The sequence below is a fragment of the Vibrio makurazakiensis genome, from assembly GCF_050337375.1.
Lineage (GTDB): Bacteria > Pseudomonadota > Gammaproteobacteria > Enterobacterales > Vibrionaceae > Vibrio > Vibrio makurazakiensis.
Genome location: NZ_JAKJSW010000048.1, coordinates 1 through 25,248 on the forward strand (window position 1 = coordinate 1; position 25,248 = coordinate 25,248).

Sequence of the window (25,248 nt, forward strand, 5' to 3'; positions counted from 1 at the left end):
GGTTGAAGCTGTACTTAATGACCCTGCAAAAGCACAAGCTTATTTCGATGAATACAGGCTTTTAGATGCAATTGAAAATATTGAGTCTAGAACCACAAAGCGTGAAAGTTCATCAGATAACGACGTGACTTTTTTTTAGATTTCGGAGGATTAATGAGWAAAAGAATATTAGTCGTGGATGATTCTGAATCGTTAAGGCAGGTAGTCAGTATCGCTTTGATGGGCGCTGGTTATGAAGTCATTGAAGCTAAGGACGGTGTCGACGCTTTATCTAAATTAAACGGCGATAAAGTTCATCTCATCATCAGTGATGTCAACATGCCGAATATGAACGGCATTGATTTCGTAAAATCCGCAAAGGAATTACCTAAATATAAATTTACGCCAATCATCATGCTTACAACGGAAAGCCAGCCTTATCTAATAGAGGAAAGCCGCAAAGCAGGTGCGAAAGCATGGTTAGCAAAACCGTTTAGACCTGATCAAATGTTGCAGGCCGTTTCTAAAATACTCGCTCCTTAATATGATCGAACCGAGCATAAGAGAGGAGTATTTATTACCCGCAGAGCTGACTATCTACGAAGTTGGTGAGATTTATGCTGACTTGCTTGAACGCGTGGGTCAGAACAAAAGCCTCAATGTTGATGCTTCCCGTTTGCAAGATATTGATACAGCGGGGATTCAGCTACTGGTGCGATTCATGAATATGTACCCACATCAACAATTCCAAATAATTAACGCTAGCTTGGTTCTTACTCAAGCCTTTGAATTCTTGGGCGTCGTTTGGGGTGTGGAGCTCAGTGATGAATAGAGAAATGCAGGCCGCACTTACGACATTTGTTAATGAAGCCAAAGAGCTACTGACAGAGCTTGAACAGGCGCTGTTGGAAATGGATGGAAGCGGGAGTGTGATCAACTCTGAGTTGACCAATTCAATGTTTAGGGCGGTACATACAATAAAAGGCAGTGCCGGGCTGTTTGGATTAAATGAAATCGTTGATATTAGCCACCAATACGAGACGTTACTTGGGTCTATTCGTGACGGGAAAGGGGAGCTAACCCCCGATACGGTTGAAGTGGGCTTAAAGGTTTGTGATGTACTTTCTGGGTTAATTGAACAAATCGGAAAGCCCGTCTCGCAAGAACTCACCAGCCAATGCCAATCGTTAATAGAAATGCTCTTAGAGCTAAACCCAGAGTCTTCGATGTTAAGTGAGTCTTCTGTAACAAGTGGCCCCATTACGTCCGACGCGGATGGTTCAGGTACTCCAGCGGATCATAAAACTCAGAACGAAAATGCGGGTTTACCAAAAGACGACCAATGCTGGCACATATCATTTCGCCCAAATATAGGCGTATTCAAAGACGGGTTAGACCCAAAAGCTTTTATTCATTTCTTAGCCAAATTGGGGAGAGTTGTTTCAATTAATCTTATCGAAGAAGCGCTAATTAACGCTGAGTCATTTGACCCAGAACTTTGTTACTTAGGCTTCGAGATTCGATTAGAAAGTTCAGCAAGTAAGCAGAAAATTGAAGATGTATTTGAGTTCATTCGTCAAGATGCCGAAATCCACATAATTGCACCAGACAGTAACGCGCAGACTTACATTGATTTAATTAATCAACTCCCAGAGCCAAACCAGAAGTTGGGCGAAATGCTTATTCGCTGTGGCGCCATTACCAATAGTGAACTCGAAGCGGGGCTAAACCTTCAGAGCGCGCAAAAGGAAAGCCAGTTATCACCTCCACTGCTCGGTAATGTTCTGGCACAAGGCCAAGCTGTTGCCCCCGAAGTGGTTCAGGCAGCGGTATCAAGGCAGCATCAAAAAATTCAAAGCAGTAAGACCCTGAGAGTTGAGGCAGAGAAACTCGATAGGCTCATCGACCAAGTGGGTGAAATGGTGATTACCGGCGCAAGAACAACGTTACTTGCGCACGAGTCGGGTAATGAATCGTTAATTGAAACCATCACCCAGCTTGAACGGCTGGTGGAAAATATACGTGATAGCTCTTTGCAGCTGCGTATGGTGCAAATTGGTGAAACCTTTAACAAATTTAAACGTGTAGTTCGTGATATAGCCCTTTCCGTAGATAAACAAGTGACCTTGCAAATCAATGGCGCTGAAACTGAACTCGATAAAACCTTCGTTGAAAAACTCAGTGATCCGTTGACGCATATTATTCGCAATGCCATTGACCATGGAATAGAACTACCGAGCGAAAGGCGGAATTTAGGCAAGCCTGAACAAGGCAGTATTTCGCTAAATGCCTACCATGAATCAGGGGCAATTGTGATTGATATCCGTGACGATGGGCGAGGGTTAGACAAGACCCTTCTTTTAGAACAAGCCAGCCTTAAAGGGCTTATTTCAAGCACCAGTCACCTAAACGAACGAGATATTTACTCCCTGATATTTGAGCCGGGATTTTCTACATCAGACTCTGTGACAAATTTGTCTGGGCGTGGCGTAGGCATGGACGTTGTAAAGCGCAATATAGAGCAACTTCGAGGAACAGTAGAAGTCACGAGTGAACCGGGTATAGGGACGGAAGTATCGATACGTTTACCCCTGACGCTTTCAATAATCGACGGGTTTATGTTTAAAGCCGCGAGTGCGAGCTATGTCATTCCGCTAGATAACGTCGTTGAGTGTTTAGAGTTGCACGAAGTGGTTTCGAAAGAAGAAATCGAAGACCGTCATTTTATTGATTTACGCGGAGAAGTTCTGCCATTTCTCCGTCTAAGAGAATTATTTGGAATTAAAGAGGTCGCTGAACATAGCCAGGAATCTTTAGTGATTGTCCAGTATGGGTCATTAAGGGCAGGGCTCATCGTTGATGGTCTACTTGGCGAGTTTCAAACGGTGATCAAACCATTAGGAAGATTGTTTGAAGGACTAAAAGGTATTAGTGGCGCAACCATTTTAGGCAACGGGGTCGTCGCTATCATTCTGGACGTGTTTTCTTTGATTCAATCTGCGGTGAATCGACAAGAGCTTGAAAGTATCGACATCGTAAAAGGTGACGATGAGCAAGGAGCATAACAATGCTGAATAAGCTGTCTATTAAAAACAAAATCATACTCGCGATGTTTACCATGGGGTTGTTGCTACTTGTAATAGCAATTTCAGTCCAAGTGAAAAACAGTGAGATCGAAGAGTATGCGATTAGCGTAGGGAAAAAGGACATCCCAGAGGCCATCTTATCGTTGAGTATGCTCGATGAGTTGGGGGATATGAACTCAAACGTTTTGGAGTTCATTACCGGTGAAGCCGAAGAAAAAGAGGACTTTCGTGCTAACTACACCGAGTTTGTCACTTTCTTTGAAGCCCTGAAGCAACTTGGAACGGTTGACCCTGTTTTAATACGTCAGATTGAAGAATTGTCTGACAAGTATTATGGGGATGGTCAGAGTTTAGTCTTTGATAAGTTCGACCCTACTCAAGAGCAAAAGGCCATCGATAAATATAACTTCTTAATCAAAGAGTTTGCTATTCCGTTGGAACGGTTACTGGACACGCTTAAGGAAGAAGAAGTGGCAGACGCTGGTAGTTCAGGGGATTTTGAAGAAGTTGTCACCGATGATTTACACGGTGTTTTATATTATTTGGAACTAATCGACGAAGAAGGCGACATGATGTCGGCTTTGAGCGCCTATATGCGTGGAGAAATTGGTGCAGTTAACCAGTTTGAAAAAGAATCTCGAAACTTCTCACAGTTCCTTTCTAAAATAAAACCCCTAGAACGTAAACCTGAAGAGATAAAAAACCTTTCCATCGTTGAACAAATGTATGAAGAAATTTATAACGGCGGTAAAGAGATCTTCGCAACTTACCGCCCACGCGACAAAATTACAGCCGCTGTAGAAATTGACAAGCTAGAGCATGATGTATTTAAAGAGTTAGAAAAAATCCTCGAAAAAATTAATGCTAATGCGAGTAAAGAAAGTAATAACTCGCTTAATGAGTTGGTGCTAGCAGCAAGGGACAGTATTACATTGGTTTGGGGGCTACTGTTCACGGCCGTGATTTTAGCGACGGCGACAGCGATGTTTCTGATTAAAGGAATTGTGATTCCGATAAAAGCGCTTGCCGATGCGGCAGAGGACTTACGATCAGGGGAAGGGGACTTAACTCGTCGAATCCCTGATTTTGGTCAGGATGAAATTGGTGATTCTGCCAAAAGCTTCAATGGATTCATCGAACGTTTACAAAATATTTTGCTCGATGTTCAGGCATCGGTAGAAGCTATTGCGCATAGTACTAATGAAGTCAGTACGACATCGAGAATGCTTAGCTCAACATCAAATCAACTCGCCTCAAGTGTTGAAGAAACCAGCGCGTCACTCGACCAGATGAGCTCCTCTATTTCCATGAATACTGACAACTCAAAAGTAACCAATAGCATTGCAACACAATCAAGTGCTGAGGCTCATGATGGTGGACAGGCGGTAAATGATACGGTTAATGCGATGACGGAAATAGCGCAAAAAATTGGCATCATTGAAGACATTGCCTATAAAACGAATTTGTTGGCATTGAACGCTGCAATTGAAGCAGCAAGAGCGGGCGAGCATGGTAAAGGGTTCGCTGTGGTGGCAGACGAAGTTCGAAAACKGGCTGAGCGAAGTCAGATAGCAGCGCAAGAGATAAGTAGCCTAGCAGATAACAGCGTGAAGGTTGCGCAGCACGCGGGAGATATGCTCAACCGAATGGTGCCGAACATTCAAAAAACGGCTGACCTAGTACAAGAAATTACAGCGGCTTCAACGGAGCAAAGCACCAGTGTCGGGGAAATTAATCGAACTGTTTCCCAGTTAGATGATATTGCTCAGCAGAACGCTTCAGCTTCGGAAGAGTTGGCTGCAACTGCCATCATGGTTCAAGAACAAACCGGAGAGATTAGGAAAACGGTCGGCTTCTTTAAGCTAACGAATAACTCTGATTCGAAGCAAAGAAAAAACTATTTGCAGAAAAAAAGTGTAACTCGTCAGGTAGAGGCTGAGCGTGAGAAACAAAGGACGGCACCAGCAAAGTCTAACCAATCRGATGGCTTCATCCCTTTTGATGATTAGTGAGGTTCAATGAGACAAATGTTGTCAAAAAACCAAATGATATCAAAAAATAAAGCGACCCCGAGGGACAAAGCAAATGTGGCCGGTGACAATGAAAAGTACTTGGAATTTGAAGTCTCTGGCAAACAGTTTGCTTACCATATTAGAAAAGTAGCGGAAATTATGGAGTATCCCGATGTGGAGCCTCTTCCTTTATCTCCGGGGTTCTTTTTGGGTGCAATTAACTTGAGGGGAGACGTTATCCCCATTGTAGATATCGCTATTTGCTTAGGTTTAGAGTCGCAACCTATCACGAAAAAAACGTGTGTGATTATCTCGGAGATTGAGTGCCAAAACACCGTGTACCAAGTGGGAAATAAAGTTGATTTGGTGACTCGGGTGATTGATGTTTCGCGAGAGCAAATTGATGAAGCCCCTGACTTAGCTGGGCAGTTAGAGCATCGTGTTTTAGTCGGGCTTGCTAAGCTCGATTCTCGTTTGTTGACCATATTGAATATAGATAATCTACTGTCACAAGCCCAATTAGAGTGGTTTGAGAAGCAACATACAACGGAACAGAGCCATTGTGTGGGCGCTGACCTAGAGGTGAATGATGAGTAGCTGCGATGAAGATACCTTTAGTGGAAAAAACGTCGATGGGTGCTTACTGGTCGATATTAGCAATGAAGTCTTTGGGATTTCTATTTCTAGCGTTAAAGAAGTGATTGAACTAGAGAGTGTAACGAAAATCCCAATGTGTACAGAGACGGTGAGTGGGGTGATTAACGTCAGGGGAAGTGTGGTTCCCGTTGTTGACGCTGCTAAGCGATTAGGCTTAGTGAACAAGCAGGATTACGACAAGTACAGCTGCATAGTGCTTTATGACAGTACAGACGAAGTAACCCATGAAGTGAATACCGTTGGTGTATTAGTTAATCGAGTAAGAGCAATTGAGCCGATTAAGGGGGAAGCGTTAGCTAATGCTCCTTATTTCGGAGCGCACGTCCCAGTTCATTTCATACAGAATATGATGAGAGTGAGTGAACAAGTCATCGTGATCCTAGATATGTCGGCGATGCTGAATGTAGAGTCAATCAATGAAGAAATAGTGGCTCATCAAAGAAAACTATTTAACAACATTCTTAGCTATTAGTATGTGAAGCATGGATAAGGAGTGTCGATGACAGACCTTAGCGATCAAACATTTTGTCAATTCAAACTCTTATTTGAGAGGTTTACTGGTATTTTGTTGGCTGATCATAAGAAAAGTACCGTGATTAATCGGCTATCGAGCCGACTTAGTTCTCTTGAACTTTCTTCCTTTGAGGAATACCTAACCTTCTTGCACTTCTCTGAAAATGAACAAGAGCTTCAAATGTTTGTCGATAAACTGACCACTCACGAAACTTATTTTTACCGAGAGAGCGAACAGTTTGAATGGCTTAAAGAGTATCTGAAACTCGGTGTGGCGAGTGACTCTACCGTATCAGTATGGAGCGCAGCTTGTGCCACTGGGGAGGAAGTATTTAGCCTGGCTATGTTACTTCAAGACGTACTGGGAAGTGCAAACTGGAATGTTTTCGGTACCGATATTTCCCTCTTATCAGTGCAAAACGCCCAGCAAGCAAAGTTCAAAATTCAGAATGTTTCACGTATCCCAAGCGAATACCGGAATCGATACTGCCTAAAAGGTGTTGGAAAATATGAAGGGTATTTTACTTTCAGCAAAGAAATTAAAGAGCGTTGTTTTTTCTCACAGGAAAGCTTGTTAGAACCAAATGATCAGTCTGGCTCAAATTACGATATCGTATTCCTCCGCAATGTGCTCATCTACTTTACTCCTCTAAAACAGAAGCAAATTGTCCAATATGTGATTGATAAAATACAGCTTGGAGGGCTACTTTTCCTTGGGCATAGCGAAAATATAGTCAAAGACCAYCGACAGCTTGAGCAACTAGAAGGGTGCATATTCAGGAAGGTGAGCCTATGAGCATTAATGTTTTTATTGTCGACGACTCAGCGGTTATCCGGCAGGTACTGGGCGAGATAATCGACGGTGACCCTGACTTAACTCTATTGGGTTCAGCACCGGATCCTCTTATCGCTATGCGTAAAATGAATAGGGCAATGCCTGATGTTGTTTTACTCGATATTGAAATGCCTAAGATGGACGGCATTACATTTCTAAAGAAAATTATGACTGAGCATGCGTTACCTGTTGTTATCCTTTCGSCACTTACCGCTTCTGACCCCGACTTATGCTTAGAAGCACTGTCGTCGGGGGCAATAGAGGTTGTGAACAAGCCCTGTAGTAATTTGAATGGATATCTGCATTCGAAAGAGGTGAATGAACTATTGTGTTGTATTAAACATGCAGCAAAAGTGAAGGTGAAGCCGATGGAGTACTTGGCTGATGATAGCTTCAGAAAGAACTTTTCAGCCGATGTCATATTAAAACCAACGACGCATARTCAGATCATCAAAACTGAACACATCATATTGATAGGAGCTTCAACTGGCGGGACAGAAGCCGTAGAGATGTTTTTAAATCATATGCCGCTTGGTAGTGCCCCTATCGTTATTGTTCAACACATGCCTGAGAAATTCACCACAGCCTTTACACGACGTTTAAATCAGCTCACTAAGCATTGCGTGGTTGAAGCAAGGAACGGAGTGTCTCTAGACGCTGGAGTTGTCTACATTGCACCTGGTGGTGTTCATACTATGATTAATAGGAATGAACAGACCTACTACATTGAGATCAAAGATGGACCCCAAGTCAGCAGGCATAAGCCTTCTGTCGACGTGCTATTCCGTTCTGCTGCACACCACGCGGGCAGTAATGGGGTTGGCGTGATTTTAACGGGGATGGGGGACGATGGAGCGCAAGGCATGTTAGAACTTAAAAACGCGGGTGCGAAAACTTTCGCGCAAAGTGAAGAAAGCTGTTTAGTCTTTGGAATGCCAAAAGAAGCGATAGCCAGAGGCGCTGTCGATAAAGTCTGTTCATTGAAAAACCTACCTTATCACGTCCAAAAAGCGCTGGTGGATATATGAATTGCTCGCCTCAGAAAGTTGAATATTTAGGGTTGATCAACGTCATACTTGATCATCAAGGGTTTATTACTGAATTATCGGCTCAGGCCAGTGACGTGTTTCGTGTTGAGGTCGGTATGGATATGCTGACAGACTGCTCGCTTGAGTTTATTGATGATAATTATCAACTTTACCCTTTTGACGCGCAGCTCCGTTTGTTACTGGAACAAAAAGCTTTAGGCGTAGGTTCAGCACCCTATGAATTTGAATGTGGGATCAGTTACCCCGATCGCAATGTCGTTTGGCTAAAGATTCATGTGATAGCGAGTGATAACGCTTTAATTCTTCACTGTGTCGACAGTGGTGAGCTGATCGCAGCCAGGCGTCTTAACCGACAGCTTTCAATTCAAGACCCTCATACTGGCTTACTATATCGAGAGGCTTTTTTAGCTAAGATAGAACAAGAAAACCGGTACGGAACGGTTTGCTGTGTGCGGATTTGTAATTACCAAAGAATTAATGAAATTTGGGGAGCGGCTGTCGCTAACCTTGTCTTCATGGAAATTTTGGCACGCGTATATTCAGAGATTGATTCTGCGATTTGCAGTAAGCATTCCACCGATAGTTTTATTGTGTTTGTGTCGAATAGCGAAGAGCTGGATATCGAGAAGTTTTACTCATTATTAAATGAACCCTTCCATTTCAATCAACGTCATTTTTTCAGTAATGTCGCGCTCGGTTATTATTTGGAGAGTGATGGGGATGAACATGAACAAAGTTTAAATAAAGCTGAAATGGCTATTCTAGATGTTTCCGCAGAAAGGATCCGTTTAGCTGAGTTCCAAGAAGATCTCGCCAGACAAATTGAACATCAGAACAATTTAGAAATGGAGTTTCGTTCGGCAATTAATGCCGATAATTTAGATGAACATTTTTACACCACTTTTCAACCCATTCACGATTCTAAATCTGGGGCTGTAGTGGGGGCTGAATGTCTAATTCGTTGGACGTTAAAAGAACAAATGGTTTCCCCTGTAGAGTTTATCCCAATAGCTGAAAAAACAGGTGATATCGGGTTGCTTACGAAATTCAATACTAAGGTACTTGGCAAGCTGTTAAGTAAATTGGAAAGTCGGGGAGTCGACACTTCAAATTACTTATTTGCTCTAAATATCAGTGTTGTAGAAATCTTGGATGTAGACTTCGTTGATAAGTTAACTGCGAGTATTGCGGATAATGGGTTAGATACACGACAAATTAAACTTGAGCTTACCGAGTCAGCACTTATCGATAACTTTAACTATGTGAATCAGGTGCTTGAGCAAATGCAGGACTTGGGTTTTAAAGTATCAATAGACGACTTTGGTACCGGATTTTCCAGTTTGAGTTATTTGTGTCGTTTACGGTTTGATGAAATCAAAATTGATCGGGCATTTGTAACTAATGTGGTTAGCGACGCAAAATTACAAACTGTGTTTAATTCTATCGCTTCTTTAGCGACGAACCTGAGTAAACCTGTGGTTGCTGAAGGAGTAGAAACGCTAGACCAACTTCAATATGCACAAGCCAAACATGTCGATTACATTCAAGGGTATTACTTTAGTAAGCCTTTGTTAGAGAAGGAATTTATAGACTATTTGGTTGCTAGCCTAGAGCAAGATTAAGAGCTGATTCAACGAAGTCATGTTTGGCTTGCAGATATATAAGTACGACGCCGACTAACTTATCCATCACGTATGAAAAAAGCCCCTTTTCAGGGGCAATCGTTACGCAAACCGCTATTTATTAGCTATCCATCGCTTGTTCACTACAGTTTCATCTTCACTATAGTTTGAATCGAGATACCACTTCTTCTAGCTCTGCTACCTTTTGGTAGAGCTGTGCGACGGAGTCTGCTCCTGCTTGTGTTGTTTGCACTGATGAGTCGGCAATTTGGCTTATGGCCGCAATGTCGCGTGACATCTCTTGAGTCGCAATCGACTGCTCCGTACCGGCTGTCGCAATCATATCAATCATGCCATTAACATCATTTGCTCTGGCGACGATTTGTACAAGCGCTTCTCCTGCTGAGTTAGATAGGGTAACGCCTTCCGCGACTAAATGAGTGCCTTCACTCATTCTTTCTACTGCTTGTCGTGTCTCTTGTTGGATTGAAGTGATTAAGCTTCCGACTTCATCGGTTGCTTTAGAGGTTCTTTCTGCAAGTCCTCTCACTTCATCGGCTACGACAGCAAACCCACGTCCAAGCTCACCTGCTCGGGCAGCTTCAATTGCAGCATTTAAAGCAAGTAGGTTGGTTTGTTCGGCAATGTCATTGATAACCTGTATTACATTACCAATTTCTTCACCGCGTTTACCTAGGCTATCGACTGTCTCAGCTGTTTCGTTTACTACTTCAGAGATCTTATTCATTCCAGTGACGGTTTCTTGCATGAGCTGACCACCGTTCGCCGCTTCTTCACCTGCGAGCTTAGCGCTTTGTGCCGCTTCTGAGCTTTGGTCTGCGACCTGACTTACGGTTACTGTCATCTCTTCAACTGCACTAGCGATAAGCGTTGCTTTGTCGGCTTGCTCTTGAATACCTGTCGCGACTTGCTGACTCATTTGATCAACTTGGTCGGTATTATTCGCCACTTCGGAGGCAACGTTGATAATGCTTTGTAATACGGTACGGAGTGACTCCTGCATTTCGTCAACCGCTCTGGCAAGGTCGCCAAGTTCATCTTTATTGGTTTCATTGATAGCGGGAGCTGTGAGATCGCCGTCAGCAATGGATTGAGCTTTAGACGCGATGACATCAAGTCTCTTTTTAATTAACGAAGAAAGCTGCCACGCGACGACAAAGCCAACGACTACAACCACAACTACGTTGACTGAAAGCCAAAATACGATGGTTGCCATATTGTCATTGACGGTTTTCAATGCCGAAGTCGCGTCGGTTTTTTCTTCAATGGATGAGCTATCCAAAATATCTTCGAGAGGAGTAATGACACTGTGCTCGAGCTGATCGACAAGTTGAAGCGCCGCTGCTTTTTGTAACGGCTGATAGTTAGAAAAAACATCATCAGCAACACTAAGGATCTGGTTGTAGTAGGCTTCGATCTGTTCTATATCGCGAACTTCCGCAGGCTTTTGCTCTAAAGGTTTTAGTTTTTGTAAGTAGTCATTAAAGGACTTCGAGTCATTTTGAAATGCTGCTTGTGCACCTTCTCGCCCCCTTATGTAGGCATTTAATGAAGCGATCATGTCGCCAGCTTCATCCACTAGCTCAAGGTAATATCTTACTCCCGGTAGATCATCGTTTAGTGACTCATTCAAATCAGTGGTTTTGTAAGCATCGTTAAATTCTTGTTCTTTGAGTTTATCGAGTAGGTTTTCTAGTGGATCTCCAACATTTTTAGTGAGTTCTTCTACCTTTCGTATTGCCTCTTGCTCGTGAGCAGGTGAGTACTTTGCAAAGACATCTCGGTTAATTCTGTCGATATATTCATTTGCTAGCGACTCTATTCGGTTCATCTTATCGATATCTGACTGCTTTGAAGATTCGAGTGGACGTAGTATTGAAAAGTAATGTCGAAACTCTTCAGTATTGGTTTTAAAGCTTTGAGACTCGTCAGCTTCGCCGTTCAAGTACTCAAGTGCATTAGTCTGTAAATCACCGATTTCATCTAATACATTTAAATACGCGAGGACTCCTGGTACATCATCAGATTCAATCTCTGCTGAGATCACTGCGGATCGATTGACGACCGACCACACAACAAAAGCTAAAATAAGTGTGGTGAGGATAATAATTGAAAAGCCGAGATAGAGAAGATTAGAAAGTTTGAAGTTCATCAATTCGCTCCTTATATGAACGTCATGCAACCATATAAGTATGGTGTGACTTAATTTCTCTGCCACTTTAATAATGAATATATTAATAGCGGTGAAAGGAGAGAGGTTTTATAACGGTAAGATATTAATGGGAAGGCGATAGTAATCAGTAATTTGGAAAAAAGCACAACCGGAGTTGTGCTTTTTTATAAAGGTGTTGATTAGTCAGCTTTTGCTTAAAGGTTAGCGCTGTGTACTACGCTGGCGGTTTTGACCTGAACCAGTCGGCTTTTTGCCTTTATGTTGGCTTGGCTTGTTTCCTGCTGAATGCGCTGAGCCTGATGGCTTTCCACGACCTGCTGGTTTGTTACCACCGTTGCCATTTTTGTTATTACCGGAGTGGTTGCTGCCACTATGGTTATTAGCGGTATTACCACCACCGCCTTTTGCCCCATTGTTTGAACCGTTACGTGCCCCTTGTTTGCGTGGCTTCTCGCCGCCTAAACCTGGCTGCGACTTACTGTGCTTAGTAGCAAAACGCTGTGAACCGTGACGACCTGACTTACGACGCTGTGCAGGAGTTTGTGCATCAAAGTCTTCTTCTGGCACTAGACAGTTTGGCTTGTCACCAATCAGGTGTTTCTTACCCATGCTGATTAGCGCTTCACGGATTATTTTCCAGTTTTCAGGATCGTGGTAACGCAGTAGTGCTTTATGCAGACGACGTTGACGGTCACCTTTCGGCACTGGTACATCTTCACGTTTTTTGTACTTAACGCGCTTCAGAGGGTTAGTCTCTGAGTAGTACATCGATGTTGCGTTACACATTGGCGATGGGTAGAAGTTTTGTACTTGGTCACACTCGTAGTTGTGCTTTTTCAGCCACATCGCAAGGTTAAGCATATCTTCATCTTCGGTGCCCGGGTGAGCAGAGATGAAGTAAGGGATTAGGTATTGTTTCTTGCCTGCTTCCGCGCTGTACTTCTCGAACATTTCTTTGAAGCGATCGTAAGTGCCCATGCCCGGCTTCATCATTAGGTCTAGAGGACCTTTTTCAGTATGCTCTGGAGCAATCTTCAAGTACCCACCAACGTGGTGAGTTACAAGCTCACGTACATATTCAGGTGATTCAATAGCTAGGTCGTAACGAACACCAGAAGCGATCATGATCTTCTTAACGCCCGGCACTTTTCTTGCCGAACGATATAAATCAATTGTGTGCTGGTGGTCTGTGTTTAGCTTCTCACAGATTTTAGGGAACACGCATGATGGGCGGCGACAGTTAATTTCTGCTTTCGGGTCTGAACAACCTAAACGGTACATGTTCGCCGTTGGACCACCTAAATCAGAAATAGTACCGGTAAAGCCAGGTACTTTATCTTTAATGTCTTCAATTTCATCCAAGATCGATTCTTTCGAACGGTTTTGAATGATACGGCCTTCGTGCTCTGTGATTGAGCAGAAAGAACAACCACCAAAACAACCACGCATGATGTTCACCGAAGTTTTGATCATGTCGTATGCTGGAATTTTCGCTTTGCCATACATCGGGTGCGGAACACGCTTGTAAGCAAGGCCAAACACGTAATCCATCTCTTCTGTTGAAAGTGGGATTGGTGCTTGGTTAACCCATAGCTCACGGTCACCGTGACGCTGAATAAGCGCACGACCTGAATACGGGTTAGTTTCTAGATGAAGAATACGGCTTGCGTGAGCGTAAAGAATACGGTCATTGTTCAGCTTTTCGTAAGCAGGAATACGCACGGCCGTTGTTTTTGCATCGTGGCGAGAAGGACGAACAGTAATTGGTTGCGCTTTTACTTCTTCTTTCTCATCTTTCTTAGTATCACACTGAGTTTCTACTTCGTATGGGTTGACCGGAACATAGGCTTTGTTCGGTTTTTCAATACGAGATGAATCAATGATTTTGAAACCTTCTCGGGCTGCAGGTAGGTTTACTGCTGTGCCACGAATGTCAGTCATGCTTGTGATGTCTTCACCATCAGCTAGACGGTGTGCGACTTCAACAAGAGCACGTTCTGCGTTACCAAAAAGCAAGATATCAGCTTTTGCATCAAACAGAATTGAGCGACGAACTTTATCTGACCAGTAATCGTAGTGTGCAACTCGGCGTAAGCTCGCCTCGATACCACCTAATACCACAGGCGTGCCTTTATAGGCTTCACGACAACGTTGCGAATAAACCAAAGTTGCGCGGTCTGGGCGTTTACCACCTTCGTTATTTGGTGTGTAAGCGTCATCGTGACGTAGTTTTCTATCAGAGGTGTAGCGGTTGATCATGGAATCCATGTTACCCGCAGTGATACCGAAGAATAGGTTAGGTTGACCTAGCTTCATGAAGGCATCTTTATTGTCCCACTTAGGCTGAGCAATAATACCAACACGGAAACCTTGAGCTTCAAGAAGACGACCTATGATCGCCATACCAAAGCTCGGGTGATCGACGTACGCATCGCCCGTTACAATGATTATGTCACAGCTGTCCCATCCAAGAGCATCCATCTCCTTTCTACTGGTAGGCAAAAAGGGTGCAGTTCCATAGCACTCGGCCCAGTATTTTTTGTGTTCGTGAATAGGAGTTATATCGCTGTACATATTTCAACCTCTGATTTTTGAGGCGGGAATTATAGCGGTATGTAGTAAGACTAGCTAGCGGAACATACCCATGAAAACTCTATAGGAATATTTGTTAGGGAGATCTTGGTTAAATTTATAAACCGGATGTAAACTAAAATTATGATACCTGTTTAGTAGGTCGGAGTATGGAAATCAATCAATTAGAGTCACAACCAGTCGTTGATAGAAGGTTTGATTTTTCGGGGAGTCATTATCCAATCGTTGATTGGACACTGAATTTAGAAAACCAGAAACTAGAATATGACGTGAGCTTGATTAATGAGTTATTAAACTTAACCAGTCCCTTACAGAAGTATTCGGATGTATTGAAACTGGTAACTAAACAGTGTCGACGGCAATTAAAACAGAAAATAGAAGAGGTTTTAGATACTGGAGAACCGAGGTTTGTTACTTGTTGTGTATTTCCTAATGGCCAAATCTTTTCTTATGTAGAAATCTATATAGAAATGCTTTCCCCAAGTGTATTGCAGGGTACATTGAGACCGATGTTCTCTATATCTTCTAAAAGTGAAGTTGCCAATATCTTTGGTGCGATGTTCGAAAATTCTCACCACGGCATTATTATTACTGATGAACAGACGCGTATCATTGCTTGTAATAGCTATTATGAACAGCAAAGCGGTTACGAAAATTCAGCCTTAGTTGGACTTAAAACATCGATTTTGAATGCAGGGAAACATTCGCCACAATTTTACAAAAATATGTGGCGTGCACTGCGCGATGAAGGTATGTGGTCTGGGGTCATGTTGGCGAAAAACAGCAAAGGCTTTATTTACCCGCAAGAAATGACGATTCAGAAGGTTGAACCTACAGAGGGGAAGGTTTATTACGTTGGGCTTACGGTTAATTTATCACGCAGCCTTGCTCAAATTGCCGATAAAGAGTTGGGAGGCGTCGAGCTTCTTACTCAACTTCCAACTAAAGAACGCTTTCTTAGCCAACTAGATATTCTGCTTGAGTCCAAAGATCAAACAACTGGCGTTATCGTGTTAGGTATTAAACCAGAGTTTGATGCTGATTCATTATTCGAAGACCAAAAACAGTTCGCAGATATTCTTTCTCATATACGAGGTACTCGGGTTCCGGGTTATGTTGGAAGTTATACCTTCGTTGTCTGTGTAGAATTTGTTATTCCCGAAAAAGGGACTTTTGTTCACGCATTAAACAATGCGATCCGCCGTTATTTCACTGAGCTCAAAAATATAATTAGCGAGCGAGTTTATCTCGCGATATTCAAAGGGAAAGTTGGAGCTTCAATATTAGATGTCGATGCTAAAAACTCTCATCGTTTGCTGTCGCATTCCTTACAGGCGATGGTTGGCGCTAAAGAGTATGCTGGTAAACACATTAACTATTTTCATAGCAATACCCATAAAGAGATGGCTCGTAAGCAATATCTCGAAGTGGTCATTCAGCAGCTATTGAATCGCAGTTTACTTGAAGTTCATTACCAACCGATTGTCGATGCCCAAACCGGTAAGGTGATGATGTTTGAGTGTTTATGTCGCTTTCCAACCATCAAAGGTGAAGTTTTTGATACTCAAGAGATGATTGACCTGACCGAAGAGCTTGGTTTGATCACCGAGTTAGATAGAAGCGTTGCCTTGATAGCGTTGAAAGAACACAAAAAAATTCGTCAGTTGTTTGGGGATGAAACAGGCTTGACGATAAATTGTTCGTTAAAAACTAATGGTAATGCTCAACGTTTATTAGTCGAGACTGCGCAGTTGATAAGCTCTCATACCGATAGACCTGATTTAGTGATTATTGAAATTACTGAAAACGGTCATTTCGCGAGTGATTTTGATCAGGAGAGAGCCTTCGAAAAACTAGGGGAACTGGGACTAAGTGTGGCAATTGATGATTTTGGCTCAGGTTATTCGTCTTTATCTTATTTAAGTAACGGGTATTTTAAGAGATTAAAGATAGACAGAGGGTTAATTGTCGATATTCACGAGAATACTAACAAGTTTAATATCATAAAAATGATCACCAAACTTTCCCACACTTTAGGGATAAAAGTGATTGCAGAGGGGATAGAAAAGCCTGAAGAGCTGACGATTTTGCAGTTATTGAATGTGGATTACATTCAAGGCTATCTTATCGACAAGCCAAGTAAATTAACTGAATTACCTCAATTGCTCGAAAAAGAGCAAGATGAATCCATGTTTAACCCAAGAGCAAAACCGCAAGATGTAAGCCAAACTATTTATGCTTTTTTTAGACATGCGCCACCGAAAGTAAAATCAAATGACCCACTGTCGCTAGCTGCAAGTTATTTAGAAAATAAGGCCACTCATTACCTTCCCGTTATTGTTGAGAAAAAATGCGTCGGTCTGCTGAACAAAGAAATTGTTAACTTGCATATGACGCCTGCAATGGGGACTGACTTGGAATCTGAAAAAGAAGCAAAAATTTGGAATAAGCCCGTAAACCAAATGATGAAAGTCACTTTTACCTCATTACCTGTGGATACTCATATGAATGAAATTCCTGGGCTTGTTGAAAAAGGAGTCGCGTTCCCTTGGGTTTTGATAAACGAGCAAGGTCATTACAAAGGTATGGTCAACGAATCTGATTTGCTTGCCTACTGTTTGCCGTGGATGGATTGAGTCGCTACAGCTCGCTTTGTTGATAATCAAGATTATCGGGTTGATGGAGAAGTGTTTCATCGTAAAATTTGCTGGATAACTCAAMACGCTCTAGCCTTTATGGGTGGCTTTGCTATTATCTGCGGCAACTTTATCGAAGATGTAATGAATAACTCATGATTGAATCTCTATTAACGCTATTTTCCCCGATGTTGCTGGGTGCTCAGCTTGTATTGACGCTCATTATGATAAAAGGTGATATTTGCCCGGGCCAACGTGGGCGTATCCATAAGCTGTTACCGGCAATTGGTGTATTRTGGCTTGCTGTCGCTTCAATCCAAATTGAAGCCTTCATGATTGTATTTGCCGTGTTCTATTTTTACTCTCAAGTTCAAACTAAGAAGACTCGCGATCAAGGTCCAATTTGGCTAATGTATTTAGCGAATGGTTTAGCGGTAGCGCTAGTCGGCATCCAAGTTAGTACACAAGCTTCACTCGCCGCAATGCTTGCACATGTGATTTGCATTGCTTTATTGGGTGCTAGCTTTTCTCACCTTCTTTTGACTATCGCTCGAACTCGCTTACAAGCTTTCCACCGCATTTTGCCGGTTACAGGCGTCCTAAGTGGAATGCTAATTGTACTTGCCACGCTACTTAACGCTTATTCGATGACGGAAGCTGAACTGGAGTTAGTTACTAAGAACTTACTGTTTGGTTTTGCGTTATTAATATCAGCAATAATTGTTTGGTGCTGGCACTTATTCTTTATCAAAGCTCCAGAAAAGATTCAGCTAAGTATCTCACTCGTGATGTTACTTATTGCGACCTTAGGTCTAAGTCAGCTTTGGGTTTTGTAAGTTTTATTCCTTTTTGTTGTATGACTTGCTAGCCTACTAAATGTGATGAATGCTTGCAGCGAAACAGGCTCATCAACAACGTAAATTAGATAAAATTTGTGACTTAGACTTTCGCGAATTGCTTTAGTCCCATCTAAACTTATATAGAGATGGATGGGCTGAGGGCAATAGTATGGATCTGAGTAACGTCAGTAATTTCGATAGCATTATCTTACTGGGTATAGTGAACGAAAAGCTGCGTCTTGAATGCGATAGTTTTGAAGATTTAGTCAGTATGTATGAAATGGATGTAGAAAACGTGGTAGGTAAACTGGATGTTTTAGGTTATCAATATGACCCTTTAACGAACCAATTTAAATCTTATTCACGTTAAGTTCCATTTACGTTAAATCTAGCCTTTAATCTGATAAAGCCACGGCCATTGAGTTCGTGGCTTTATTGTTTTTAATGTCTTAGTTTTCCAATCTCTGCCTTTCGGCAACTACTTCACGCCTACTTTTTACTTCTAAATGCCAAGATACGTTCTAAGCTTTAGTTGTATTCATTCTTTAATGAGAGCGTTGAATAATGCGCGTCTAGCTTCGATTATCACGGCAGATTGATAGTGGTTTTGGCTGCTCCCGTTCTCATTACACTGAAACCATAGGCTTTGGAAGGTGTATTATGCCAGAAAGGAATCTGGGATCTCCCTCGTCATACATGGAGCACATATACCCAGAGATTGAGTGGCGATGGGATATACAGTCAGGTCTGTTCGAATACGATGAAAGCGTAATCAAAGATATCCTTCCAATTTCCCACTCAGTTTCCTCGATATCTGAAGTTCTTCAGTTTATGTCTCAATGCGATCGTGAAAAAATAAAAAAATCCTTTCTTCAGGCTCTGACAACTAATTCTGATCAGTACTTATCCTGCTGCTTGAGCTTTGATCGCTTACATGTTGTTTACGTAGAATTTTTTATTCAGCGTGACAGTGAAAAAGGGTTAAAAGGGAGCGTTAAGCCGCTACTTGTTATGCCTGATAGAGAAGAGTTAGGCATGCTGTTTCAGCAGTTATTCAATAATAGTCATCATGGGATTTTGGTGGCTAATCGTGATAAGCGGGTAGTGATTTGCAACCATTATTTTGAGCAGCACAGTGGATATTTGGGAAACCAAATTGCTGGTAAGCACATAGCGATGTTCGACTCTGGAAAACATACTCACGAGTATTATGATCGTATGTGGACGAACGTTGAAGGAAAGGGGTATTGGACGGGAACATTATTGGTTAAGAACGCCAAAGGGGATGCAATAGCTCAAGAGCTGACACTTCAGAAGGTATCGATGGGTTCTGATACATTTTATCTAGGCTTTTTTGTCGATCTTTCTAGCCACTTCTATCGAATAGCTGAGCAAGAAGATGGTGGAGTAGAACTACTTACTCAGCTTTCAACCCAGCAGCAGTTTACCGCTTTACTGCTCAAGCAGTGCCAGGAAACAGACGAAAAACTGATTGATCTAGTGATTGCATTTCAACCGCAATTTGAAAATGAAATTGAACAAAAACCCGAACTCTCGGTAGCGTTATCACGGAACTCTCGATGCTGCCATGTAGGATATTTAGGGAATAATATTTTTGTCGTGAGTATGCAGTGTCAAAAAGGATCTGCGAAAGAGACCGTTGAAATACTCCATAGAACCATACGGCAGTTGTTCAATACTATTTACCAGTCAACAGGTGAAAAGGTTAAGCAGTCAATCATTGATGGCAAGGTCGGTGTCTCAATTTTAGGGCACGATACCGAAAAGCCCAAACGCATGGTTAATCATGCGATTCAATCTATGTTGGAGTGCGATCAGAAAGGGCTTATTTCCTTTTATCACGGCGCGATCCATAAACAGATTTTACGTCGTAAGCAGCTTGAAGAAGTGGTTGTTTCGTCGATCAACAACCAAAGTGTTGAAGTTTATTATCAGCCGATTATTGATACCAATAATTGGGATGTGGCTAAGTTCGAAGCTTTATGCCGGTTTAAATCTGAAGATGGGAAAATCTATAATACTCAGGAAATGGTCGCGATAGCAGAGGAATTAGAACTAGTTTCAGATCTTGACCTTTGTGTCGGTGTCGCCTCGTTGAATGGGCTAACGAAGATCCAAGAACGGTATGGCGAACGAATCGGTATTACGATTAATCGCTCATTAAATACGAAGCTAGGGGCGGAGGCGGTACTCTCATCTGCGCTACAAATGGTTCGAGAGTTTGCGAACACRCCGGAATTAGTCACCATTGAACTGACAGAAAGCGCCTATTTTGATAGTGAATCCAGCCAATCTGATCTTATCCATAGCTTACGTGAACACAAAGTCAGTGTTGCAATCGACGACTTTGGCACAGGTTATTCGTCATTTACCTATCTTAGTGACTGTAACTTTGACTTGTTGAAAATTGATAGAGAGTTCGTGATTGATATACAAGTTGGAACTCACCGCTATTTCATTGTAAAAATGATCACTGAGCTTTCCCATACTTTGAATGTAAAAGTAGTGGCTGAGGGGGTCGAGACTCAGCAAGAGCTTGAAGTATTGTGTGGTCTTGGTGTTGATTATATTCAAGGTTACTTTTTCTCTAAGCCATTACCTTTGTCTCAAATAGAACAGGCTTGGTCTTACCAAGAGCGTTTGGAACAGTTTTTAGACAGTAACTCGATGATCAAAGGTACTGGTATACTGAGTATTTCTTGTAGCGAAGCACCAAGATTTACGCCTGAGTCGTGCATTTTAGATGTGAAAAAAGCATTTGATGCAGATCCTTTGTTAGAGGCGGTAAGCGTTATTGTGGAGGATAAATGTGTAGGGGTGCTAACCAAAGCCAAATTACAACTATATCTAACGTCTACAGTGGGGACTAAGCTGGAAACCGCAAAAGATTTAGCCTTATGTAAACGTAGCCTTAGTCAGGTGATGGATACTAAATTTGAAAAGCTCAGCTTTAAAACCAAAGCTAAAAGTATCCCGGTATTATTGAATGAAATTTCAGCGCCACCTTGGATTATAGTTAGCGATTTTGGCCTTTTCTTGGGGCTAATTACGCAAGGTGACATTCTGACTTACTTTTCGGCGAAAGTTTAAACCACTTCAATGCCATCAAGGTGGCTTTTACTTTGCTGACGAGCTGTACTAAAAAATGCTTGTAGGTAGCGCTTGTCTTTTTCTGAATTCCTTACTGCTGCAAAAAGCCTGCGCGATAGCCCTTTTCCTAACGGTTTGCTTGCGATTAAGCCCTGTCTAGAAAACTCACTGATCGCCCAATTCGGAAGTGCAGCTACGCCCAACCCGGCAGAAACCATTTGAACCAACATTAGAGTATTGTCTGCTTGCTTCCATTTCTTTGGTTCGACACCTGCGGGCTGTAAGAAGTGTTTAACCACATCTAAACGCTGTTTTTGTACCGGATAAGAAAGCATGGTTAATTCGGTAAGATCTTGAGGCTCTACATATTCCTTCTCAGCTAACGGCGAGTTTATTGCTGTGATTAAACGCATCTCAAAATCAAACAAAGGTTCGTAGTGAACTTCAGATCGTGGCTGAATATCAGAAGTAATGACAAGGTCAAGCTCACCAGCCATTAGTGCGGGAAGTGGTTCAAACCCAAAGCCCGATGAGAAATCTAAAGTCACGCTTGGCCAAGCAATTTGGTATTCCTTTAGCGCGGGCATTAACCATTGGAAGCAAGAATGACATTCAATTGCCATATGAAGTCGGCCATTCACATCTTCTTTTAAACTTGCGAGTTCATTTTCAGCTTTGGCAAGCTTGGGTAACAAGTCATCAGCGAGCTTGAGTAATATCTCACCTTCAGATGTGAATTTTACTGGGCGTGTTTTACGCAAAAATAGCTGACCACCGATCCGCGCTTCTAAATCCTTAAGCTGGTGGGAGAGTGCCGATTGAGTTAAATGCAATGACGTTGCAGTCGCGGTTAAAGACCCGCTATCGCGTAGCGTGGTTAATGTCCGTAAATGTTTAAGCTCTATCATGAGTTTCCCTCATATTCCCTAAGCCAATATTAATTTTTCTAAGTTAGTTTCAACAGTACTTGGTTTTATATCATCTGTAAACGTCTAGACGGCTAAATAAAATGTGCATTGTTTCTGTTAAGTGCATCTATATGAATATCTTTCATAAACAAGATGAATATTTGGAGATTGTTCATGTTGGTGTTTAGAGAGATAGTTTAGCCATCCAGACGCCTTGATATGTTTTTAAGCGAATAAGCAGAGAAGTTCTTAATCGAGTAAGAATGAGAAAACATAGGCGCTCTGACCGGATACTAAAAATTACAGAATAAGGAATAAGTTCATGACAACGACAACGCACATTTTAGGCTACCCACGTATTGGCGAAAAACGAGAATTAAAATTCGCTCTAGAGAAATACTGGCGTGGAGAAATAGAACAATCTGAATTGAAAGAACTAGGTAGCGAGCTGCGTAACCGTAACTGGAATGTCCAATCTGAGGCGAACTTAAGCTTTGCAACGGCGGGAGATTTTGCATGGTACGATCATGTACTCACAACCACTTTATTATTGGGGCATACTCCGAAGCGTCACGCAGGCGGTTCAAAAGAAGAAAAAGGCTTCCCAGATTTGGATACTTTGTTCCGCGTTGGCCGTGGTCAATCACAAACTCAGTCGACCTGTTGTGGCGGTAAGCATAGCTCTTCTGAGAATGAAGGAACGGCAGCGTCAGACATGACTAAGTGGTTCAACACAAACTACCACTACATTGTCCCTGAATTCAGTAAAGATGACTCATTTGAAGTAAGCTGGCCGCAACTGTTTGATGAAGTGAGTGAAGCTGTAAAAGCGGGGCATAAAGTAAAACCCGTTTTATTAGGGCCTTTATCTTACCTTTACCTAGGTAAAGAAGTTGAGGAGGGCTTTGACCGTTTATCATTACTTCCTCGTTTGCTAACGGCTTATCAAGCCATTCTTGCTAAGTTATCTAAACTGGGTGTTGAATGGGTTCAAATTGATGAGCCAATCCTATCTCTAGAATTAGAAAAACCGTGGGCTGATTCATTCAAACTAGCTTATCAAGTGATTCAAAGTGATATTAAGTTACTGCTTACGACTTACTTTGATTCCGTAACAGATACGTTAGACAAGATTGTAGAGCTTCCAGTGAACGGTCTACACATAGACTTATCTGCAGCCCCTGAGCAACTAGATGAAGTAGTCAATAAACTACCGAAAGATTGGGTATTGTCTGCAGGTGTTATCAATGGACGTAATGTGTGGCGAGCGGATTTAGCATCTCAACTTGCAACTCTGCAACCAGTGAAAGGCAAGCTAGGTGATAAGCTTTGGGTCGCAAGTTCATGTTCATTGCTTCATAGCCCTGTGGATTTGGAACTAGAAGAAGCACTAAGCGAAGAAGTGAAAAGCTGGTTTGCGTTTGCTAAGCAAAAAGTGACCGAAGTTAGCTTACTAGGGAAAGCATTAGATGGCGATCAAGGGGCTATCTTAGCGTGCGAGACTTACAGTCAACCAATACTGGCACGTAAAAGTGCAACTCACGTTAATAAGCCTCAGGTTCAGGCAAGGCTCAATACCATCACCAAGGCGCTAACAAACCGTAGTGAAGCTTATGCAAAGCGAGCTTCGCATCAGTCTGAAGTGTTAGGTTTACCTTTACTGCCGACAACAACAATCGGGTCATTCCCACAAACCAGTGAGATCCGTGTTCAGCGTAGCGCTTACCGCACTGGTCAGCTAAGTGAAGCAGATTACACAGCTGCGCTAAAGGGCCACATTGAAGATGCTGTAAAGCGCCAAGAAGCACTTGATTTAGATGTTTTAGTTCACGGTGAAGCTGAACGCAACGATATGGTGGAGTACTTTGCAGAGAACTTAGCTGGCTTCCAAACAACTAAATTTGGTTGGGTACAAAGCTACGGTTCACGCTGTGTGAAACCTGCGGTTGTTGTGGCTGATATTGAACGAGAAAAGCTGATAACTGTTGAATGGTCTACGTATGCACAATCACTTACGTCTAAACAGATGAAAGGTATGCTTACTGGCCCTGTAACTATTCTATGTTGGACGTTCCCACGTGAAGATATCTCACGTAAAGAAATTGCTAATCAGCTCGCCTTTGCTCTGCGTGATGAAGTGTCTGACTTGCAAGATGCTGGCATCAATATTATTCAAATTGACGAGCCAGCGATTCGTGAAGGTTTGCCACTGAAAAAAGGTGACCATGCTGAGTATCTAGAGTGGGCGGTAGACGCATTTAAGATATCAGCTGCGAGTGCGAAACCAGAAACCCAGATCCATACTCACATGTGTTACAGCGAATTCAATGAGATAATTGATTCAGTAGCGGCATTGGATGCGGATGTTATTACCATCGAAACCTCACGTTCGAATATGGAACTTCTGAAAGCTTTTGAGGAGTTTAACTATCCGAATGAAATTGGCCCTGGCGTTTACGATATACACTCACCAAACATTCCTTCTGAAGAGTGGATTGTCGATTTACTGAAAAAAGCAGCAGAAAAAATTCCAGCGGAACGCTTGTGGGCTAATCCTGATTGTGGTCTCAAAACCCGTAACTGGGCAGAAACAGAAGCTGCACTTGCTAACCTGGTTTCAGCAACAAAAACGCTACGCAAAGAGTGGTCTGAAGCCGAAGTTTGAGCTTTAAACCATCAATGTTAAAGACAAACGTCGGAAATTTCCGGCGTTTTTTGTATCTATCGTAAAAAGTTCAAATTATTTTAACTGGTCGGATCTCGCTGTTGCCCCTTTTAAATGAACGAGAGTAATTACTCTAATTTGGCTGTTGTGGATAGAAATGTCATTTTGGTACGGCGTACCCATTTACTACTTTATGTCATGCTGTAAAATCCCATCCAAAATGTCATACGGAAAGTGACGAAATAAATCGCCAAGGAAAGGTCCTAATTCAAATTCGCTTGGATACTTTCATGACTAAGATATTCACCATTGCAAAATCTACACTTCTTGTTGGTTCTGCTCTTCTTGCGGCAAACGTACACGCTGCTGGCTTCCAAATTGTAGAGCACTCTGCCTCCGGTCTAGGCCGCGCATTCGCTGGCGAGGCTGCTATCGCTGATAACGCTGCAACTCTTGCGCGTAACCCTGCTTCTCTTAGCATGCTTGAAACTGCTAATTTCACTGGTGGTATTTCTTATATTGACCCTGATGTACAGGTTCAGTTTATGGA

The 25,248-nt window shown here is 42.4% G+C and carries 18 protein-coding genes; 15 read left to right on the forward strand and 3 right to left on the reverse strand.

Going from position 1 to position 25,248, the window contains the following annotated elements; translation table 11 throughout:
- The first annotated feature begins 153 nt into the window (after positions 1-153).
- The 9 genes from L4C33_RS07735 to L4C33_RS07775 are packed head-to-tail and all read left to right on the forward strand — an operon-like array spanning position 154 to position 9,753.
- Positions 154-522, forward strand: a complete 369-nt coding sequence (locus L4C33_RS07735) for a response regulator (protein WP_428811859.1) — start codon at positions 154-156, stop codon at positions 520-522.
- 1 nt (position 523) lies between these two features.
- Positions 524-811, forward strand: a complete 288-nt coding sequence (locus L4C33_RS07740) for an STAS domain-containing protein (RefSeq protein ID WP_428811860.1) — start codon at positions 524-526, stop codon at positions 809-811.
- Positions 804-3,044: a chemotaxis protein CheA gene (locus L4C33_RS07745; RefSeq protein ID WP_428811861.1), complete on the forward strand. Its 2,241-nt coding sequence runs from the start codon at positions 804-806 to the stop codon at positions 3,042-3,044. The genes L4C33_RS07740 and L4C33_RS07745 overlap by 8 nt, the downstream gene beginning before the upstream one ends.
- A 2-nt stretch (positions 3,045-3,046) precedes the next feature.
- Positions 3,047-5,074, forward strand: coding sequence for a methyl-accepting chemotaxis protein (locus L4C33_RS07750; RefSeq protein WP_428811862.1), 2,028 nt, complete (start codon positions 3,047-3,049; stop codon positions 5,072-5,074).
- Positions 5,075-5,092: 18 nt separating this feature from the next.
- Positions 5,093-5,674, forward strand: coding sequence for a chemotaxis protein CheW (locus L4C33_RS07755; RefSeq protein ID WP_428811863.1), 582 nt, complete (start codon positions 5,093-5,095; stop codon positions 5,672-5,674).
- Positions 5,664-6,206, forward strand: a complete 543-nt coding sequence (locus L4C33_RS07760) for a chemotaxis protein CheW (protein WP_428811864.1) — start codon at positions 5,664-5,666, stop codon at positions 6,204-6,206. Before L4C33_RS07755 ends, L4C33_RS07760 begins: the two co-directional genes overlap by 11 nt.
- 27 nt (positions 6,207-6,233) lie before the next feature.
- A complete protein-coding gene (locus L4C33_RS07765; protein ID WP_428811865.1) occupies positions 6,234-7,043 on the forward strand; it encodes a CheR family methyltransferase in 810 nt (269 codons plus the stop codon).
- A complete protein-coding gene (locus L4C33_RS07770; RefSeq protein ID WP_428811866.1) occupies positions 7,040-8,110 on the forward strand; it encodes a protein-glutamate methylesterase/protein-glutamine glutaminase in 1,071 nt (356 codons plus the stop codon). The genes L4C33_RS07765 and L4C33_RS07770 overlap by 4 nt, the downstream gene beginning before the upstream one ends.
- Positions 8,107-9,753: an EAL domain-containing protein gene (locus L4C33_RS07775; protein ID WP_428811867.1), complete on the forward strand. Its 1,647-nt coding sequence runs from the start codon at positions 8,107-8,109 to the stop codon at positions 9,751-9,753. The genes L4C33_RS07770 and L4C33_RS07775 overlap by 4 nt, the downstream gene beginning before the upstream one ends.
- Positions 9,754-9,913: 160 nt before the next feature.
- On the opposite strand, the gene L4C33_RS07780 is transcribed toward L4C33_RS07775, so the two are convergent.
- Both L4C33_RS07780 and L4C33_RS07785 read right to left on the reverse strand, forming a co-directional pair.
- Positions 9,914-11,926, reverse strand: coding sequence for a methyl-accepting chemotaxis protein (locus tag L4C33_RS07780; protein ID WP_428811868.1), 2,013 nt, complete (start codon positions 11,924-11,926; stop codon positions 9,914-9,916).
- A 222-nt stretch (positions 11,927-12,148) separates the two neighbouring features.
- On the reverse strand, positions 12,149-14,521 hold the full coding sequence (locus L4C33_RS07785) for a YgiQ family radical SAM protein (RefSeq protein ID WP_428811869.1): 2,373 nt from the start codon (positions 14,519-14,521) through the stop codon (positions 12,149-12,151).
- 167 nt (positions 14,522-14,688) lie between these two features.
- On the opposite strand from L4C33_RS07785, the gene L4C33_RS07790 reads away from it, so the two are divergent.
- From L4C33_RS07790 to L4C33_RS07805, 4 genes are all read left to right on the forward strand, one after another.
- A complete protein-coding gene (locus tag L4C33_RS07790) occupies positions 14,689-17,175 on the forward strand; it encodes an EAL domain-containing protein (RefSeq protein ID WP_428811870.1) in 2,487 nt (828 codons plus the stop codon).
- Positions 17,176-17,330: 155 nt separating this feature from the next.
- Positions 17,331-18,011, forward strand: a complete 681-nt coding sequence (locus tag L4C33_RS07795) for a hypothetical protein (RefSeq protein WP_428811871.1) — start codon at positions 17,331-17,333, stop codon at positions 18,009-18,011.
- 172 nt (positions 18,012-18,183) lie between these two features.
- Complete coding sequence (locus L4C33_RS07800) at positions 18,184-18,384, forward strand: DUF4250 domain-containing protein (protein ID WP_428811872.1); 201 nt, start codon at positions 18,184-18,186, stop codon at positions 18,382-18,384.
- 290 nt (positions 18,385-18,674) lie between these two features.
- Positions 18,675-21,125: an EAL domain-containing protein gene (locus L4C33_RS07805; RefSeq protein ID WP_428811873.1), complete on the forward strand. Its 2,451-nt coding sequence runs from the start codon at positions 18,675-18,677 to the stop codon at positions 21,123-21,125.
- On the opposite strand, the gene L4C33_RS07810 is transcribed toward L4C33_RS07805, so the two are convergent.
- Positions 21,122-22,033, reverse strand: coding sequence for a LysR substrate-binding domain-containing protein (locus tag L4C33_RS07810; protein WP_428811874.1), 912 nt, complete (start codon positions 22,031-22,033; stop codon positions 21,122-21,124). The genes L4C33_RS07805 and L4C33_RS07810 overlap by 4 nt on opposite strands.
- A 322-nt stretch (positions 22,034-22,355) precedes the next feature.
- Here L4C33_RS07810 and metE point away from each other — a divergent pair, with 322 nt between their 5' ends.
- A complete protein-coding gene (metE, locus tag L4C33_RS07815) occupies positions 22,356-24,698 on the forward strand; it encodes a 5-methyltetrahydropteroyltriglutamate--homocysteine S-methyltransferase (RefSeq protein ID WP_428811875.1) in 2,343 nt (780 codons plus the stop codon).
- Positions 24,699-24,988: 290 nt separating this feature from the next.
- A partial coding sequence (locus L4C33_RS07820; RefSeq protein ID WP_428811876.1) for an outer membrane protein transport protein occupies positions 24,989-25,248 on the forward strand: 260 nt, incomplete at its 3' end.

Excerpts from the sequence above, each read along its gene's own strand:
- L4C33_RS07740 (WP_428811860.1), top strand. The coding sequence starts at position 524 with ATGATCGAACCGAGCATAAGAGAGGAGTATTTATTACCCGCAGAGCTG.
- L4C33_RS07745 (WP_428811861.1), top strand. The coding sequence starts at position 804 with ATGAATAGAGAAATGCAGGCCGCACTTACGACATTTGTTAATGAAGCC.
- L4C33_RS07755 (WP_428811863.1), top strand. The coding sequence starts at position 5,093 with ATGTTGTCAAAAAACCAAATGATATCAAAAAATAAAGCGACCCCGAGG.
- L4C33_RS07760 (WP_428811864.1), top strand. The coding sequence starts at position 5,664 with ATGATGAGTAGCTGCGATGAAGATACCTTTAGTGGAAAAAACGTCGAT.
- L4C33_RS07775 (WP_428811867.1), top strand. The coding sequence starts at position 8,107 with ATGAATTGCTCGCCTCAGAAAGTTGAATATTTAGGGTTGATCAACGTC.
- L4C33_RS07780 (WP_428811868.1), bottom strand. The coding sequence starts at position 11,926 with ATGAACTTCAAACTTTCTAATCTTCTCTATCTCGGCTTTTCAATTATT.
- L4C33_RS07785 (WP_428811869.1), bottom strand. The coding sequence starts at position 14,521 with ATGTACAGCGATATAACTCCTATTCACGAACACAAAAAATACTGGGCC.
- L4C33_RS07790 (WP_428811870.1), top strand. The coding sequence starts at position 14,689 with ATGGAAATCAATCAATTAGAGTCACAACCAGTCGTTGATAGAAGGTTT.
- L4C33_RS07800 (WP_428811872.1), top strand. The coding sequence starts at position 18,184 with ATGGATCTGAGTAACGTCAGTAATTTCGATAGCATTATCTTACTGGGT.
- L4C33_RS07810 (WP_428811874.1), bottom strand. The coding sequence starts at position 22,033 with ATGATAGAGCTTAAACATTTACGGACATTAACCACGCTACGCGATAGC.
- metE (WP_428811875.1), top strand. The coding sequence starts at position 22,356 with ATGACAACGACAACGCACATTTTAGGCTACCCACGTATTGGCGAAAAA.